10 protein-coding genes are annotated in these 12,872 nt (G+C 76.1%); 5 read left to right on the top strand and 5 right to left on the bottom strand.

Annotated features, from left to right (window positions below; genetic code table 11):
* Window positions 1-616: 616 nt before the first annotated feature.
* Window positions 617-1,927, top strand: a complete 1,311-nt coding sequence (locus ACFWI8_RS01315; protein ID WP_387084238.1) for a hypothetical protein — start codon at window positions 617-619, stop codon at window positions 1,925-1,927.
* A gap of 4 nt (window positions 1,928-1,931) precedes the next feature.
* Here the strand turns inward: ACFWI8_RS01315 and ACFWI8_RS01320 are convergent, their stop codons facing one another.
* The 4 genes from ACFWI8_RS01320 to ACFWI8_RS01335 are packed head-to-tail and all read right to left on the bottom strand — an operon-like array spanning window position 1,932 to window position 6,866.
* On the bottom strand, window positions 1,932-3,077 hold the full coding sequence (locus tag ACFWI8_RS01320) for an XdhC family protein (RefSeq protein WP_387084240.1): 1,146 nt from the start codon (window positions 3,075-3,077) through the stop codon (window positions 1,932-1,934).
* Entirely contained in the window at window positions 3,077-5,482 is a 2,406-nt protein-coding gene (gene pucD / locus ACFWI8_RS01325) for a xanthine dehydrogenase subunit D (RefSeq protein ID WP_387084242.1), read from the bottom strand. Before pucD ends, ACFWI8_RS01320 begins: the two co-directional genes overlap by 1 nt.
* The gene (locus ACFWI8_RS01330; RefSeq protein ID WP_387084243.1) at window positions 5,479-5,973 is read right to left on the bottom strand and encodes a (2Fe-2S)-binding protein; all 495 of its coding nucleotides are present in this window, start codon (window positions 5,971-5,973) and stop codon (window positions 5,479-5,481) included. Before ACFWI8_RS01330 ends, pucD begins: the two co-directional genes overlap by 4 nt.
* Entirely contained in the window at window positions 5,973-6,866 is an 894-nt protein-coding gene (locus ACFWI8_RS01335; RefSeq protein ID WP_387084245.1) for an FAD binding domain-containing protein, read from the bottom strand. Before ACFWI8_RS01335 ends, ACFWI8_RS01330 begins: the two co-directional genes overlap by 1 nt.
* A 206-nt stretch (window positions 6,867-7,072) precedes the next feature.
* On the opposite strand from ACFWI8_RS01335, the gene ACFWI8_RS01340 reads away from it, so the two are divergent.
* Together ACFWI8_RS01340 and ACFWI8_RS01345 are read left to right on the top strand one after the other, a co-directional pair.
* Entirely contained in the window at window positions 7,073-8,674 is a 1,602-nt protein-coding gene (locus tag ACFWI8_RS01340) for a PucR family transcriptional regulator (protein WP_387084247.1), read from the top strand.
* Window positions 8,675-8,836: 162 nt separating this feature from the next.
* Entirely contained in the window at window positions 8,837-9,616 is a 780-nt protein-coding gene (locus tag ACFWI8_RS01345; protein WP_387084249.1) for a hypothetical protein, read from the top strand.
* 341 nt (window positions 9,617-9,957) lie between these two features.
* Here ACFWI8_RS01345 and ACFWI8_RS01350 read toward each other — a convergent pair whose 3' ends face one another.
* Entirely contained in the window at window positions 9,958-10,710 is a 753-nt protein-coding gene (locus ACFWI8_RS01350; RefSeq protein ID WP_387084251.1) for a GntR family transcriptional regulator, read from the bottom strand.
* A 142-nt stretch (window positions 10,711-10,852) separates the two neighbouring features.
* Here ACFWI8_RS01350 and ACFWI8_RS01355 point away from each other — a divergent pair, with 142 nt between their 5' ends.
* Together ACFWI8_RS01355 and ACFWI8_RS01360 are read left to right on the top strand one after the other, a co-directional pair.
* Window positions 10,853-11,701, top strand: a complete 849-nt coding sequence (locus ACFWI8_RS01355; protein ID WP_387084253.1) for a (2Fe-2S)-binding protein — start codon at window positions 10,853-10,855, stop codon at window positions 11,699-11,701.
* 179 nt (window positions 11,702-11,880) lie between these two features.
* A complete protein-coding gene (locus ACFWI8_RS01360; RefSeq protein WP_387084255.1) occupies window positions 11,881-12,864 on the top strand; it encodes a DUF2637 domain-containing protein in 984 nt (327 codons plus the stop codon).
* Window positions 12,865-12,872 lie beyond the last annotated feature (8 nt).

Below are 12,872 nucleotides of genomic sequence, written 5' to 3' on the forward strand. Positions count from 1 at the left end.
GTCATTGCGGACCCGGCGCGGACGGCCTTCCGCCCCCCTGGGCGGTGGCCGCTCGGCCGCCGGGCCCCAGGCGGGTGCGCCGCGGCGCCGGCAGCCTTCGGCCCGGTAGGCCGGATCCGCCCTGACGGGGTGGTGACAGGGGTTTTCCGGGCCCCCGGTCGGACGGCCTCCGGCTGGGAAGGCCGGGCCCGCCCTGACGGAGTGTTCAAAGGGTTCTTGCGGACCCCGGCCGGTGGTGCCGCCGGCCTCCGGTCCGGCAGGTGGCAGCTACTCGGCCGCCGGGCCGCGGGCGCGAGCGGCCTCAGGGCCAGCGGGCCGGGTTCGCCCTGACGGGGAGCCAGAGGGGGGTTCCTGGCCCAGCGCCGACGGCACCACCGGCCTCCGGCCCGGCAGCGGCGGCCACTCGGCCGCAAGGCCGCAGGCGCGGCGCCGGCGGGCCGGGCCGGCGGCGCTGGTGGCCTGCGGCCCGCAGGGCCGCGTCGCACCTCAGAAGTCCCTCAAGTTTCGGCCGCCGGCCCGTTCCCTCCTGTTACCGTGAGCCGCCGCGTGCGGCGCGGCCACCGGCCGTCCCGCCGCGGGCGGCCTGCGACTTCACGGAACGACGCGCGGAGTGGCGATGGGCTACCAGGGGTTCACGATCGAAGACGTCCGGCGGTCGCTCGACGAGGGGGCGGGGCCGAACGCCTGGGACAGCGGTGAGTCCTTCCTCCGGGAGATCGATCCCGCGGACATGGGCGAGACCGCGCTGGTCTACGCGAGAGCCGCGGGCGAGGCCGAGGGCGCGGGTGAACTCGCCGAGGTCTCCGACCGGTTGGCGGGCGACTCGGGGGCCAGGGACGGCGCGTCCTTCGTCGAGGCCGAGGAGCGCCTGGCGGAGACCGGGCGCGGGCTCGCCGGTCGGGGCGCGGGCCTGTACGAGGTCGTGGACAGCCTGCGTCTCTCGATGGCGGACGCCGTGGACACCCGTGCCACGGTGCGGAGTTGCCTGCACGACGAGGACGGCCTCTACGCGACGACGCGGCGTCACATCGCCGAGGCCAGGCGGCAGTGGGAGCAGTCGCGGGACGCCGAGCTCTGCGTGCCCGACGACCTGCCGGAGCGGATCGTGGAGTTCCACAAGCGGGCGGCGGTGGACGACGCGCGCACCATCGCGGAGCGGATGTCCGACGCCATCGGCTCCTACCGGCTGCGGATGTTCGCCCGCGCCGGGGAACTCCTGGAGCAGGGCTACGACGTGACGGACGGCGCGCTCGACCTGTGGCTCACCCCGGAGAACGCGCGCTACCTCGCCCGCGGGATCAGGGCCGAGCTGGAGCTGGCGCGGGACCGTCCCGAGGACGTCGACCCCGAGTTCATGCTGCGCAACCTGGAGCAGTTGCGGGCCATCGTCGAGCGGAGCCGGACCTCCTGCGACGGCTTCGGCGTCACCCCCGAGGAGTACGCCTACCTGGACGCGTTCTACGAGGAGGTGGGCGGCGGCGAGGCGTTCACCGGGCTCGGCCGGCTGCTGCAGCGCCGCGACGACCTCGACCTGGACCCGGGCGACCAGGGCCGGCTGACGGCGGTGGCCGGGGCGTTCGCGGACGGCGTGCTGACGGCGTACGGCCGCGACTCGGTGCGGATGCCGGAGTCGCTGGCCGACCTGTTCCGGGTCTACAAGGGGCGGCACGACGGGGCGTGGTGGCACGACTTCGAGCGGTTCGGCGAGGTGCTGGGGCACGCCTCGGTGAAGCCTTCGCGGCGGATGGTGGAGGACCTGGTGTCGACGGCGGTGGTGTCGATCAGGTCGCAGCACACCAACACCGGCAGCGACGGGGTGCTGCACGCCGCGCTCCTCAACCCGGAGGCGGCGGGCGACGTCATCCCCGGCTACCAGGAGCCGTGGGCCGACCGGAAGTTGGCCGCGGCAAGGGACGGGGACGGGTAGCTCGTCAGGCGGCGGTCGGCACGGCCGGGGCGTCGTCGTGGTGGATGGGCAGGGCGCTCCCGGTGAGCGGGACGCCCGAGCCGCCGCGGCGCAGCGCGACGATCTCGGCGGCGATCGAGAGCGCGGTCTCCTCCGGGGTCCTGGCGCCGAGGTCGAGCCCGATGGGCGAGCGCAGCCGCGCGAGTCGGCGTTCCGTGACGCCGGCCGCCCGCAGCCGGCGGAGCCGGTCGGCGTGGGTGCGGCGGGAGCCCAGCGCGCCGACGTAGCCGACGGGCAGCGCCAGCGCCCTGGTGAGCAGCGGGATGTCGAACCTGGCGTCGTGGGTGAGCACGCAGATCGCGGTGCGGCCGTCCAACGCCCCCCGCTGGGCGTCGAGATGGCGGTGCGGCCAGTCCACCACGATCTCGTGGGCGGCGGGGAAGCGCGCCGGGGTGGCGAAGACCGGCCTGGCGTCGCAGACCGTGACCCGGTAGCCGAGGAACGCGCCGGCGCCGGCCAGCGCGGCGGCGAAGTCGACGGCGCCGTAGATGAGCATGCGCGGCGGCGGCAGGCTCGCCTCGACGAGGAGGGTGACGGGCTGGCCGCAGCGGCTGCCCTCGGCGGCGAGGCCGACGAGCCCGGTGCGGCCGGCGTCGAGCAGGGCGGCGGCCTCGGCGGCGGCGGTGCGGTCGAGCTCGGGCCGGCCGCCGAGCGTGCCGGTGTGGCCGCCACCGGGCCGCACCAGCAGGGCGCCGCCGAGGAGTTCCGGCGGGCCGTCGACGATCCTGGCCAGGGCGAGCGGTTCGCCGCCGCCGGCCGCGGCCAGCGCGGCGGCCAGCGTGGCCCGGGCCTGGGCGGCGGCCCCGACCGGGGTGACCAGCACCTCGATGGTGCCGCCGCAGGTGAGGCCGACGGCGAACGCGTCGTCGTCCGCGTAGCCGAACCGGGCGCGCCGGGGCAGTCCTTCGACCAGCGCCTCGCGGCACAGCTCGTAGACGGCGGCCTCCACGCAGCCGCCCGACACGCTGCCCACGGCCGTGCCGTCGGCGGCCACGGCCAGCGCCGCCCCGGGGGTGCGGGGCGCGCTGCCGCTGACCGAGACGACGGTGGCCACGGCGAACTCCCGCCCCTGACGGCACCAGTCGCGCAGCGTCGCGGCGAGCTCCAGCATCAGGCCACCCCGTCCTGCCCGAGGTCCACCAGGTGTTCGGGGCGGACCGGCACCCGGTGCAGGGCGCGCCCGGTCGCCTGCCGGACGGCGGCCACGATGGCCGGGGTCGCGGAGAGGGTGGGGGCCTCGCCGATGCCGCGCAGCCCGTAGGGGGCGTGCTCGTCGGCGAGTTCGAGGACGTCGAGCGGCATGCTCGGCATGTCGAGGATGGTCGGGATCAGGTAGTCGGTGAAGGAGGGGTTGCGGATCCGGCCGTCGCCGCCGACCACGATCTCCTCCAGCACGGCGAGGCCGAGGCCCTGGGCAGAGCCGCCGTGGATCTGGCCCTCGACGGCCCGCGGGTTGACGGCCTTGCCGACGTCCTGGGCGGCGGCCAGCTCGACCACCTTGACCAGGCCGAGTTCGGTGTCCACCTCGACCACCGCGCGGTGCGCGCAGAACGAGTACTGGACGTGCCCGAAGCCCTGCCCGGTGACCGGGTCGAACGGCTGGGTCGGCCGGTGCCTGAACTCCAGCTCCAGCTCGATGGCCTCGTCCCCGAGCACGTCGACGAGCGGGGCCAGCACCGAGCCGTCCGCCGCGACCACCTTGCCGCCCTCCAACCGGGGCCCGACCTCCGGCCAGCCGTACCGCTCCCGGCCGCGGCGCAGCAGCTCGGCCCGGACGGCGAGGCAGGTGTCGCGGACCGCGCCGCCGGTCATGTAGGTCTGCCGGGAGGCCGAGGTGGACCCGGCCGAGCCGACGCTGGTGTCGGCCGGCAGGATCGTCACCCGGGTGACGCCGAGCTCGGTGCGGGCGATCTGCGCGTGCACCGTGACGCCGCCCTGGCCGACCTCGGCCATCGCGGTGTGCACGGTGGCGACCGGCTCGCCGGCGATCGCCTCCAGCCTGACCCGGGCCGTCGAGTAGTCGTCGAAGCCCTCGGAGAAGCCGACGTTCTTGATGCCGACGGCGTAGCCGACGCCGCGCACCACGCCCTCGCCGTGGCCGGCGTTGGACAGGCCGCCGGGCAGCGCGCGGACGTCGACGCCCGGCGCCCCGGTCGCCGCGTCGACGGTCTCCCACTGCCGCTCGGGCGGCAGCGGGCGCGCCTTCACCAGCCGCAGCAGCTCGGCGACCGGGGCCGGGGAGTCCACCAGCTGTCCGGTGGGCATGGTGGAGCCCTGGCTCATGGCGTTGCGCCGGCGCAGCTCGACGGGGTCGAGGCCAAGGGCGGCGGCCAGCTTGTCCATCTGCGCCTCGTAGGCGAAGCACGCCTGGACGGCGCCGAAGCCGCGCATCGCGCCGCAGGGCGGGTTGTTGGTGTAGAGGGCGACGGCCTCGACGTGCGCGTTGGGCACCTCGTAGGGGCCGAGGCCGAGGGAGGCCGCGTTGCCGACGACGGCGGGCGAGGACGAGGCGTAGGCGCCGCCGTCGAGCACGATGCGGGCGCGGACGTACAGCAGCCTGCCGTCGCGGGTCGCGCCGTGCTCGTAGGAGAGCTTGGCGGGGTGCCGGTGGACGTGGCCGAAGAACGACTCGTGCCGGTTGTAGACGATCTTGACCGGCCGGCCGGTGCGCAGCGCCAGCAGGCAGGCGTGGGCCTGCATGGACAGGTCCTCGCGGGCGCCGAAGGCGCCGCCGACGCCGGCCAGGGTGAGCCGGACCCGCTCGGGCGGCAGGCCGAGGACGGGCGCCAGCTGCCGGTGGTCGACGTGCAGCCACTGGGTGGCGACGTGCAGGTCGACGCCGCCGTCCTCGGCGGGCACGGCCAGGCCCGACTCGGGGCCGAGGAACGCCTGGTCCTGCATGCCGACCTCGTACTCGCCGGTGACCACGACGTCGGCGGCCCGGGCGGCGGCGTCCGCGTCGCCGGTGAGGACGGGCTGCCGGTGCACGATGTTGGGGTGCGTCACGTGGGCGGCGTGCCGGTCGGTGCGGTCGGGGTGCAGCACGGGCGCGTCGGGCGCGGTGGCGGTGGCCTCGTCGTGCACGACGGGGAGTTCCCGGTAGTCGACGCGGATCAGGGCGGCGGCCCGGCGGGCGATCTCCGGGTGGTCGGCGGCGACCAGGGCGACCGGCTCGCCCTCGTAGCGGACCACGTCCTTCGCGAGCACCGGCTGGTCCTGGATCTCCAGGCCGTAGTGGGTGGCCGCGGGCAGGTCGGCGTGGGTGAGCACGCAGTGCACGCCGGGCACCGCGAGCGCCTCGGCGACGTCGACCGCGAGGATCCTGGCGTGGGCGTGCGGGCTGCGCAGCGTGTGGCCCCACAGCATGTCCTCGTGCCACAGGTCGGAGGAGTAGGCGAACTCGCCGGTGACCTTGAGGATCCCGTCGGGGCGTTCCACCGACTCCCCCACGCCGCCCGGGCTCTCGCCGCCGAGGGCCTGCCGGGGCGGGCGGACGGTCCTGGTCCCCCGGCTCATGAGGGCTCACCGGCGGGTTGGGTGGTGGTGGCGGTGCGGGCGGCGGCCAGCCGGACCGCGTCGAGGATCTTCTCGTAGCCGGTGCAGCGGCAGAGGTTCCCGGAGAGCGCCTCGCGGATGTCGGCGTCGGACGGGTCGGGCCGGCGTTCGAGGAGCTCGCCGGCGGCCATCAGCAGCCCCGGGGTGCAGAAGCCGCACTGCACGGCGCCGGCCTCGTGGAACGCCTGCTGGAGGGGGGAGAGCTCGTCGCCCCGCCGCAGGCCCTCGACGGTGTCGACCGCTGCCCCGTCGGCCTGGCCGGCCGCGACCAGGCAGGCGCAGACCAGGTCGCCGTCGAGGCGGACGGTACACGAACCGCACTCGCCCTGCTCGCAGGCGTTCTTGGAGCCCGGCAGACCGAGCCGCTCACGCAGCACGTACAGCAGGCTCTCGCCTGGCCAGACGTCGTCGGCCGTGCGGGGACGGCCGTTGACGGTGAGTCGGACGCGCATCAGGCGGCCCCTTCCGCTGCTTCTCGTGGGTCGCGGCCGTACTCGGCCCAGGTCCAGTGCAGGGTGCGGCGGGCCAGCACGGCGACGGCGTGCCGGCGGTAGTCGGCCGAGCCGCGCACGTCGTCGATCGGCGCGCAGGCGGCGGCCGCGAGCTCGGCGAACCGCCGGGCGGCGGCGGGCGGCACGGGCCGGCCGCTCGCCCAGTGGCCGCCCTCGTCGAGCACGCCGGCCAGGAACTCCTCGGCCGCGGTGGCCCGGACCGGGGTCGGCGCGGCCGAGCCGATGCCGGTGCGGACGGTGCGGGTGTGCGGGTGCAGGGCGAGGGCGAAGGCGCAGACGGCGATGACCATGGCGTTGCGCGGGCCGACCTTCGCGAACTGCTGCGGGCCGCGCGCGGTGTCCACGTGCACGGCGCGGATCAGCTCGTCCGGGGCGAGCGCGTTGCGCTTGGGCCCGGTGTAGAACTCGTCGACCGGGATCAGCCGGCTGCCGCGCACCGAGGCCACCTCGACGCGGGCGCCGGCGGCCAGCAGGGCGGGGTGCGCGTCGCCGGCCGGGGAGGCGGTCCCGAGGTTGCCGCCGACGCTGCCGCGGTTGCGGATCTGCGGGGAGCCGACGGTGTGCGCGGCGAGCGCGAGCCCCGGCAGCGGGCCGCGCAGTTCCTCGACGACGGTCCGGTAGGGGACGGCCGCGCCGAGCCGCACGGTGTCGGGGCCCGCCTCGTGGGCGCGGAGCTCGGGGATCCGGGAGAGGTCGAGCAGCCGGGCCGGGCGGCGGCGGTCGAAGTTGATCTCGACCATCAGGTCGGTGCCGCCGGCCAGCGGCACGGCGTCGGGGTGGGCCGCCTTGGCGGTCAGCGCCTCCTGCCAGCCGGCCGGACGCAGGAACTCCATCAGCGTGCCCTCCAGGCGATCGGCGGGGGTGGGCGGGGTCTCCTCCCAGTACAGCCGGCCGGGGGCGGTCGCGGGCAGTCACGGATGGGCCGAAGCCACCACCCGTCTCGCCGGCCGACTCTTGTAGATTCGTACGAAGAAGGGGCCTCGGCAACGATACGGCAGCCATGGGGCAACACCGGGGAAATCGGCGAACGGAGCGCGGCATGCGACTGCGCACGCTGCTGGAGACGGAGTCGTTCGGGCTGCGGCTGCTGGCCGGCGAGCCCGAGCTCGACCGGCCGGTGCGCGGGGTGATGACGACGGACCTGCGCGACCCGAGCCGCTACCTGCGCGGCGGCGAGCTGGTGCTGACCGGCCTCGCCTGGTGGCGAGGACCCGGCGACGCCGAGCCGTTCGTGCGGGTCCTGGCCGCCGCCGGGGTGGCGGGCCTCGCCGCCGGCGAGGCCGAGCTCGGCTCGGTGCCGGACGACCTGACCACGGCCTGCGCGCGGATCGGGATGCCGCTGTTCGCGGTGGGCGAGGAGGTCAGCTTCGTCGACATCACCGAGTTCGTGGTGCGCCGGGTGTCGGGCGAGCGGGCCGGCGACCTGGCGGCCGTGGTCGACCGGCACCGGCGCCTGATGGCGGCCGGCCCCGCCGGCGGCGGCCCTGGCGCGGTGCTCGACCTGCTCGGCTCCGACCTGGACCTGCGGGCCTGGCTGCTGTCGGCGACCGGCCGGCAGGTCGCCGCGACCGCCGGCCGGCCGCAGCCCGCCCGCGCCGGCGGCGCGCTGGCCGAGCGGCGGCTCGCGGCCACCCGCGCCGGCCACCGCGGCCCGTCGCGCACGGTGCTCGACGGCGAGGTGTACTCGCTCTTCCCGGTCGGCGAGGACGAGACCGACCCACGGCGGACGCTGCTGTCCGGCTGGCTGCTCGCGGTGCGCGCCGACGCCGGCGACTGGCCGGCCGAGCGGCTCGACCTGCTGGACGGCGTGGCGCGTCTGGTCGCCGCCGAGCGGGACCGCCGGGAGGCGACGCGCACGGTCCAGCGCCGGCTGGCCACCGAGGTGGTGGAGCTGGTCTCGGCCGGCGCGCCGCCGGCCGAGGTGGCGGCCCGGTTGCGGGTGGTGGCGCCGTTGCTCGGCTCCCGGGGCGCCGAGCCGGAGTGGCAGGTGGTGGCGGCCCGGGTGGAGTGGCCGGACGTGGAGTTCGACGTCGGCCAGGTCGGCCGGGCGCTGCTTGAGGAGCTGCTGCCGGCCGCTGCCGTGACGCACGGCGGCGGGGAGGCGGTGGCGCTGGTGCCGCTGCCGGTGCGGGACACCCCGTTGACGGCGGCCGCCGTGCTCGATCCGGCGGGGGCCCCGCTGGCCGCCGGGCTCGGCGCCGAAGGGCGGCTCACCCTCGGGGTGAGCGCGGCCGTGCCGTCGGCGGAGGCGCTGCGCGGCGCGGTGGAGGAGGCGCGGCACGCGCGCCGGGTGGCCGCGGCCAGGGGCGGCCGGGTGTCCGGCGCGGGCCACGAGGAGCTGGCCTCGCACGTGCTGCTGCTGCCGTTCGTCCCGGACGACGTGCGGCGCGCGTTCACGGCCCGGCTGCTCGAACCGCTGCGCGCCTACGACCGGCGGCACCGCTCGGAGCTCGTGCCGACCCTCCGGGCCTTCCTGGCCGCCGACGGCTCCTGGACCCGCTGCGCGGCCGACCTCCACGTGCACGTCAACACGCTCCGCTACCGGATCGGCCGCATCGAGCACCTGACGGGCCGCGATCTCGGGCGTCTTGAGGACAAGCTGGACTTCTTCCTGGCGCTGCGTCTCGACCCGCCGAGGTGAACTCCGCCCCGCCGGGCCGACGCTGAACCGATTCTCCTTGTGATTTCTTTCACGCAGCCTCTTGGCCCGGCGCCACGCCTCGTGCTGAGATGCATTCATCTCAGCACCACCTGGCACCACCAGGCACCACCATCGGCTCGACGAAGCGCCACGGGAGGGCATGTGACGGAGACCGCCGTACCACATTCCGTCAGGACGGCGGGCGGTGATCCACTCGACAGTGCGGTGTGGCGACTGCGGTCGAGGGGCTGTTGGGAGGACGCGGCCGCCCTGGTCGAGCCACGCGCGGCGGCCGAGCCGCGGGCGGCCCTGCGCCGCGCCGAACTGCTCGTGGAGCGCTGCATGTTCACCGGGGAGGGCTGGGGGCGGGCCGAGGAGGCGCTGCGGGCGGCGGAGTCGCTGTCGCTGGACGACGAGGAGCGCGGCGCGGCGGCGTGCGAACGCGGCTACCTCGCGTACGCGTCCACGCTGCTGCGGGTGCGGGACCGGGCCGACGAGGCGCGCGCCGCGCTCGGCCGCTCGGCGGCGCTGCTCGCGCCCGACTCGCCCTGCCGACCGCTGCTCGACTTCCGGCGCGGGCTGATGGCGGAGCACGTCAGCGGCAACCCCCAGGCGGCCGAGGCCGGCTACCGGCGAGCCCACAACGAGGCGCTCAACCGGGGCGACGCGCTGCTCACCTCCTACACCTGGCGCCACCTGGCCGCGCTCGAACTGCTGGCCGGTAACCCGACCGAGGCCAGGCACGGCTTCACCGAGTCGCTCCGGCTGCGCGAGGAGACCGGCTTCCTGGTCGGGATAGCGCCGGCGCTGGTGGCGCTCGCCGAGGTCGAACCCGAACCGGAGTCCACCCGGCTGCGCGCCGAGGCCGCCCGCCTCTTCCGCCTCCTCGGCGGCGTCCCCCGCTGGCTGTCCGCCCACCTCCCACCCCCCGCAGCCGCGTAACGCGACGCGCCTGCCAGCGCGGGCCCGGCGACCACGTGCCCCACTCGACGCCGCCGACAACGCGGCGCGGCCCGCCACGACCGCCTCGCCGGCGGCCGCGCCGCGCCAACGGCGCGGCAACTCGGCCGCCTGGCGGCGCCGTGCCCATGCCGCCGCCGCGCCCCGCGCCGACGGCTAACGGTCCGGCCGCGATCGCCGCTCCGCCAGGCGGCCGGTCGTGCCGCAGCTTCGCGCCGCAGGCGCAAGGCCGCATGCGGCAGAACAACCGAGCCGATCGGCGCGCCGCGTGGCCTGGCGGCCACGCAAGGCCACGCCGGCGGGACGCGGCTGCGCGCCGCAGGCTAGCGGTAGCCGTGTTCGGCGCGGTCGGGGTCGGCGCCGAGGTGGTGGGTGGCGAGGCGTTCGACGGCGACCAGGTCGCCGGCGCGCAGCGCGTCCAGCAGGGCGGCGTGTTCGAGCGCGTCGGCGAGGAGTTCGGCGGTGCCGGGGCGGGTGCCCTGCGCGGCCGGCGTCTGGGACTTGCGGTGCAGGTCCTCGGCGACGAGCACCAGCTGGCGGTTGCCGGTCAGCGTCAGCAGCGCGCGGTGGAAGCCGCGGTCCGCCTCGGCGTACGCCGCGCGGTCGCCGACCGAGGCGGCGGTGACGGTGGCCTCGGCCAGCGGGCTCAGCTCGTCCCATCGCTCCGGTGGCACGATCCTGGCGAGTCGCAGGATCGCCGGCACCTCGAGCGCGGCCCGCACCTCGGCGAGTTCCGCCGCGTCCCTGGCGCTGTGTCCCGCGACCCGGAAGCCGCGGTTGGGGACGGTCTCCACCGCGCCCTCGCTGACCAGCCGCTGCATGGCCTCCCGCACCGGCGTCGGCGAGGTGCCGTAGCGCTCGGCGAGCGCCGGGGCCGAGTACGTCTCGCCCGGCTCCAGCTCACCGGTGGCGAGGGCGTCCCGGAGCGCGGCCAGGACCTGGGCGCGCACCGAGTGACGCTCGGGCAGTGAGCGCGGTCGGACGGGCAGCGGCGGCCGAGCGGTGCGCGGCGCGGGCCGCTCGGCCGCCGCGTACCGCGGGTCCTGGTACCCGGGGTCGAGTCGAGTGGGCTCCATCGTCCGCTCCGTCCGCTCCCTGCCGCTGGTCCCCACCTCACAGGACCCTAGGCCGAGTTGGCGTCTCAGCAAACCCCGGAGGCGCCCCCGGGAGGGATCAGCTAAGGTAAGGCTTACCTGCCCGCTCGAGAACGGTGGCTCCATGACCGTGCCCGCGCTCGCCCCCGCCGCCCACCGGAAGGCGGCGGCCGCCACGCCCCTCACCCCCGCGTTCACGCGCGTCGGCGAGGCGATGCCCACGCTTCAGATCGTGGAGGAGGAGCCGGCCGGCGCCGGCTGGGTGCGCGGCAGCGAGCTCGCCGCCGGCGGCGCGGCCTTCGAGGCGTTCCTGGCCCGCGACGACGAGCAGGCCCTGGAGACCTACGGACGGCGCGCCCGTCCCGACGTCGTGGCCGCCTTCGCGCTGCACCGCTACGCCTGGCCGGCGGCGGCGCTGTTCACCGTGCCGTACTTCCTGCTGCGCCGGGTGCCGTGGCTGGCGCCCGAGGACGTGGCGTTCCAGCGCGACGAGGGCCGGGTGGCCGTCCGCACCGGTGCGTTCAGCTGTCTGCCCGACGACCCGGCGGCCGGCGACCCGGCGGCCAGGGTGGTGCCGGACGAGGAGGCCCTGCGCGCCGCGGTGCGCGAGGCGGCGGCCGAGCACCTGGGTCCGGTCCTCACCACCTTCGGGCCGCGGATGCGCCGCCGGAACCGGGCGCTGTGGGGCGTGGCGACGGACGAGCTGGTCGAGTCGCTGTGGTACCTCGGGCATCTGTTCGGCGAGGAGGACCGGGCCATAGCCGAGGCCGGGCGGCTGCTGCCGGGCGCGACCGCGCCCTACTCGGGTGGTGCGTCGTTCCGCTCGTTGACGGCGCCGGCGGGAGAGGAGTTGACGACCAGGGACCGGGCGAGCTGCTGCATGTTCTACACGCTGCGCCCCCAGGACACCTGCGTCACCTGCCCGCGCACGTGCGACGCCGAGCGGGTCACGAGGCTGACCGCAAGCGTGTAACAGATTGCGTACCAGCCAACGCAACTTTCCCTTGTTTACCACCCGTTGGTGGGATTCTGCCCGGAATCGGGGTGACCGGGCCTCCGGTAGCATCAGGATGCTCCGCAGCGGCTCACAGTGACACCACGGAATCAGCACACGCACGGCGCAATCAGCACACCCAGGCAAGGGGCACCCCTATGACACTGACGGACATAGAGACAGGCTGGGTAGTGGCGGGGGCCGTCCTCCTCGGCGGCGCCTTCCTCGCGGTGTTCCTGCTGACCAGGGGCAAGGGACCGTCCGGCGAGCACGCCGACCAGGGTGACTCCTGGGAGCGCCTGGAAGCCCAACGCCGGCGCCGCGAGCGGGCCTACGCCATCGCCTCCTACACGCTGCTGTTCTGCTGCGCCGGGGTCGCGGCCGCCCTGTCGTTCCAGGGCCTGGTCGGCTTCGGCCGGGAGAACCTGAACCTGTCGGGCGGCTGGGAGTACCTGGTGCCGTTCGGCCTCGACGGCGCGGCGATGTTCTGCGCGGTGGTCGCGGTCCGCGAGGCCAGCCACGGCGACTCGTCGATGGGCTCGCGGATGCTGGTGTGGCTGTTCGCCGGCGCCGCCGCCTGGTTCAACTGGGTGCACGCGCCGCGCGGTATCGACAACGCGGGCGCCCCGCAGTTCTTCGCCGGCATGTCGCTCTCCGCGGCCATCCTCTTCGACCGGGCGCTCAAGCAGACGCGCCGCGCCGCGCTGCGCGAGCAGGGCCTGGTGCCGCGGCCGCTGCCGCAGATCCGCTTCGTCCGCTGGCTGCGGGCGCCCCGCGAGACCTACGGCGCCTGGTCGTTGATGCTGCTGGAGAACGTGCGCACGCTGGACGAGGCGGTCGAGGAGGTCCGCGAGGACCGCAGGAACAAGGAGGCGGCCCGCAAGCGGCAGCGCGAGGAGCGGGTGCTCGAGCGGGCGCGCCTGAAGGCGCTGCGCCGGGTGGGCCGCGGCCAGCCGCAGGCGTTGGAGGTCGCGGTGTCGCAGCAGTCGGGCGAGCCGGCCGCGCTGGAGTCCGGCGCCGCGAGCAAGCGCCGCGCGCTGCACGGGCCGGCCGACGACGTCGCCGACCCGATCTCGACGGCGGCCCCCAGGCTCGACTCCCTGGAGGAGAAGCTGGCCCGCATAGAGCGGCAGTTCGGCTGAGCGGACGC

This window comes from Streptomyces sp. NPDC127098, assembly GCF_042722465.1.
GTDB classification, from domain to species: domain Bacteria; phylum Actinomycetota; class Actinomycetes; order Streptomycetales; family Streptomycetaceae; genus Streptomyces; species Streptomyces millisiae.

What these genes read in the sequence shown, in the direction of transcription:
- ACFWI8_RS01340 (WP_387084247.1), top strand. Translation starts at nt 7,073, where the DNA reads ATGCGACTGCGCACGCTGCTGGAGACGGAGTCGTTCGGGCTGCGGCTG.
- pucD (WP_387084242.1), bottom strand. Translation starts at nt 5,482, where the DNA reads ATGAGCCGGGGGACCAGGACCGTCCGCCCGCCCCGGCAGGCCCTCGGC.
- ACFWI8_RS01335 (WP_387084245.1), bottom strand. Translation starts at nt 6,866, where the DNA reads ATGGAGTTCCTGCGTCCGGCCGGCTGGCAGGAGGCGCTGACCGCCAAG.
- ACFWI8_RS01320 (WP_387084240.1), bottom strand. Translation starts at nt 3,077, where the DNA reads ATGCTGGAGCTCGCCGCGACGCTGCGCGACTGGTGCCGTCAGGGGCGG.
- ACFWI8_RS01355 (WP_387084253.1), top strand. Translation starts at nt 10,853, where the DNA reads ATGACCGTGCCCGCGCTCGCCCCCGCCGCCCACCGGAAGGCGGCGGCC.
- ACFWI8_RS01360 (WP_387084255.1), top strand. Translation starts at nt 11,881, where the DNA reads ATGACACTGACGGACATAGAGACAGGCTGGGTAGTGGCGGGGGCCGTC.
- ACFWI8_RS01315 (WP_387084238.1), top strand. Translation starts at nt 617, where the DNA reads ATGGGCTACCAGGGGTTCACGATCGAAGACGTCCGGCGGTCGCTCGAC.
- ACFWI8_RS01330 (WP_387084243.1), bottom strand. Translation starts at nt 5,973, where the DNA reads ATGCGCGTCCGACTCACCGTCAACGGCCGTCCCCGCACGGCCGACGAC.
- ACFWI8_RS01350 (WP_387084251.1), bottom strand. Translation starts at nt 10,710, where the DNA reads ATGGAGCCCACTCGACTCGACCCCGGGTACCAGGACCCGCGGTACGCG.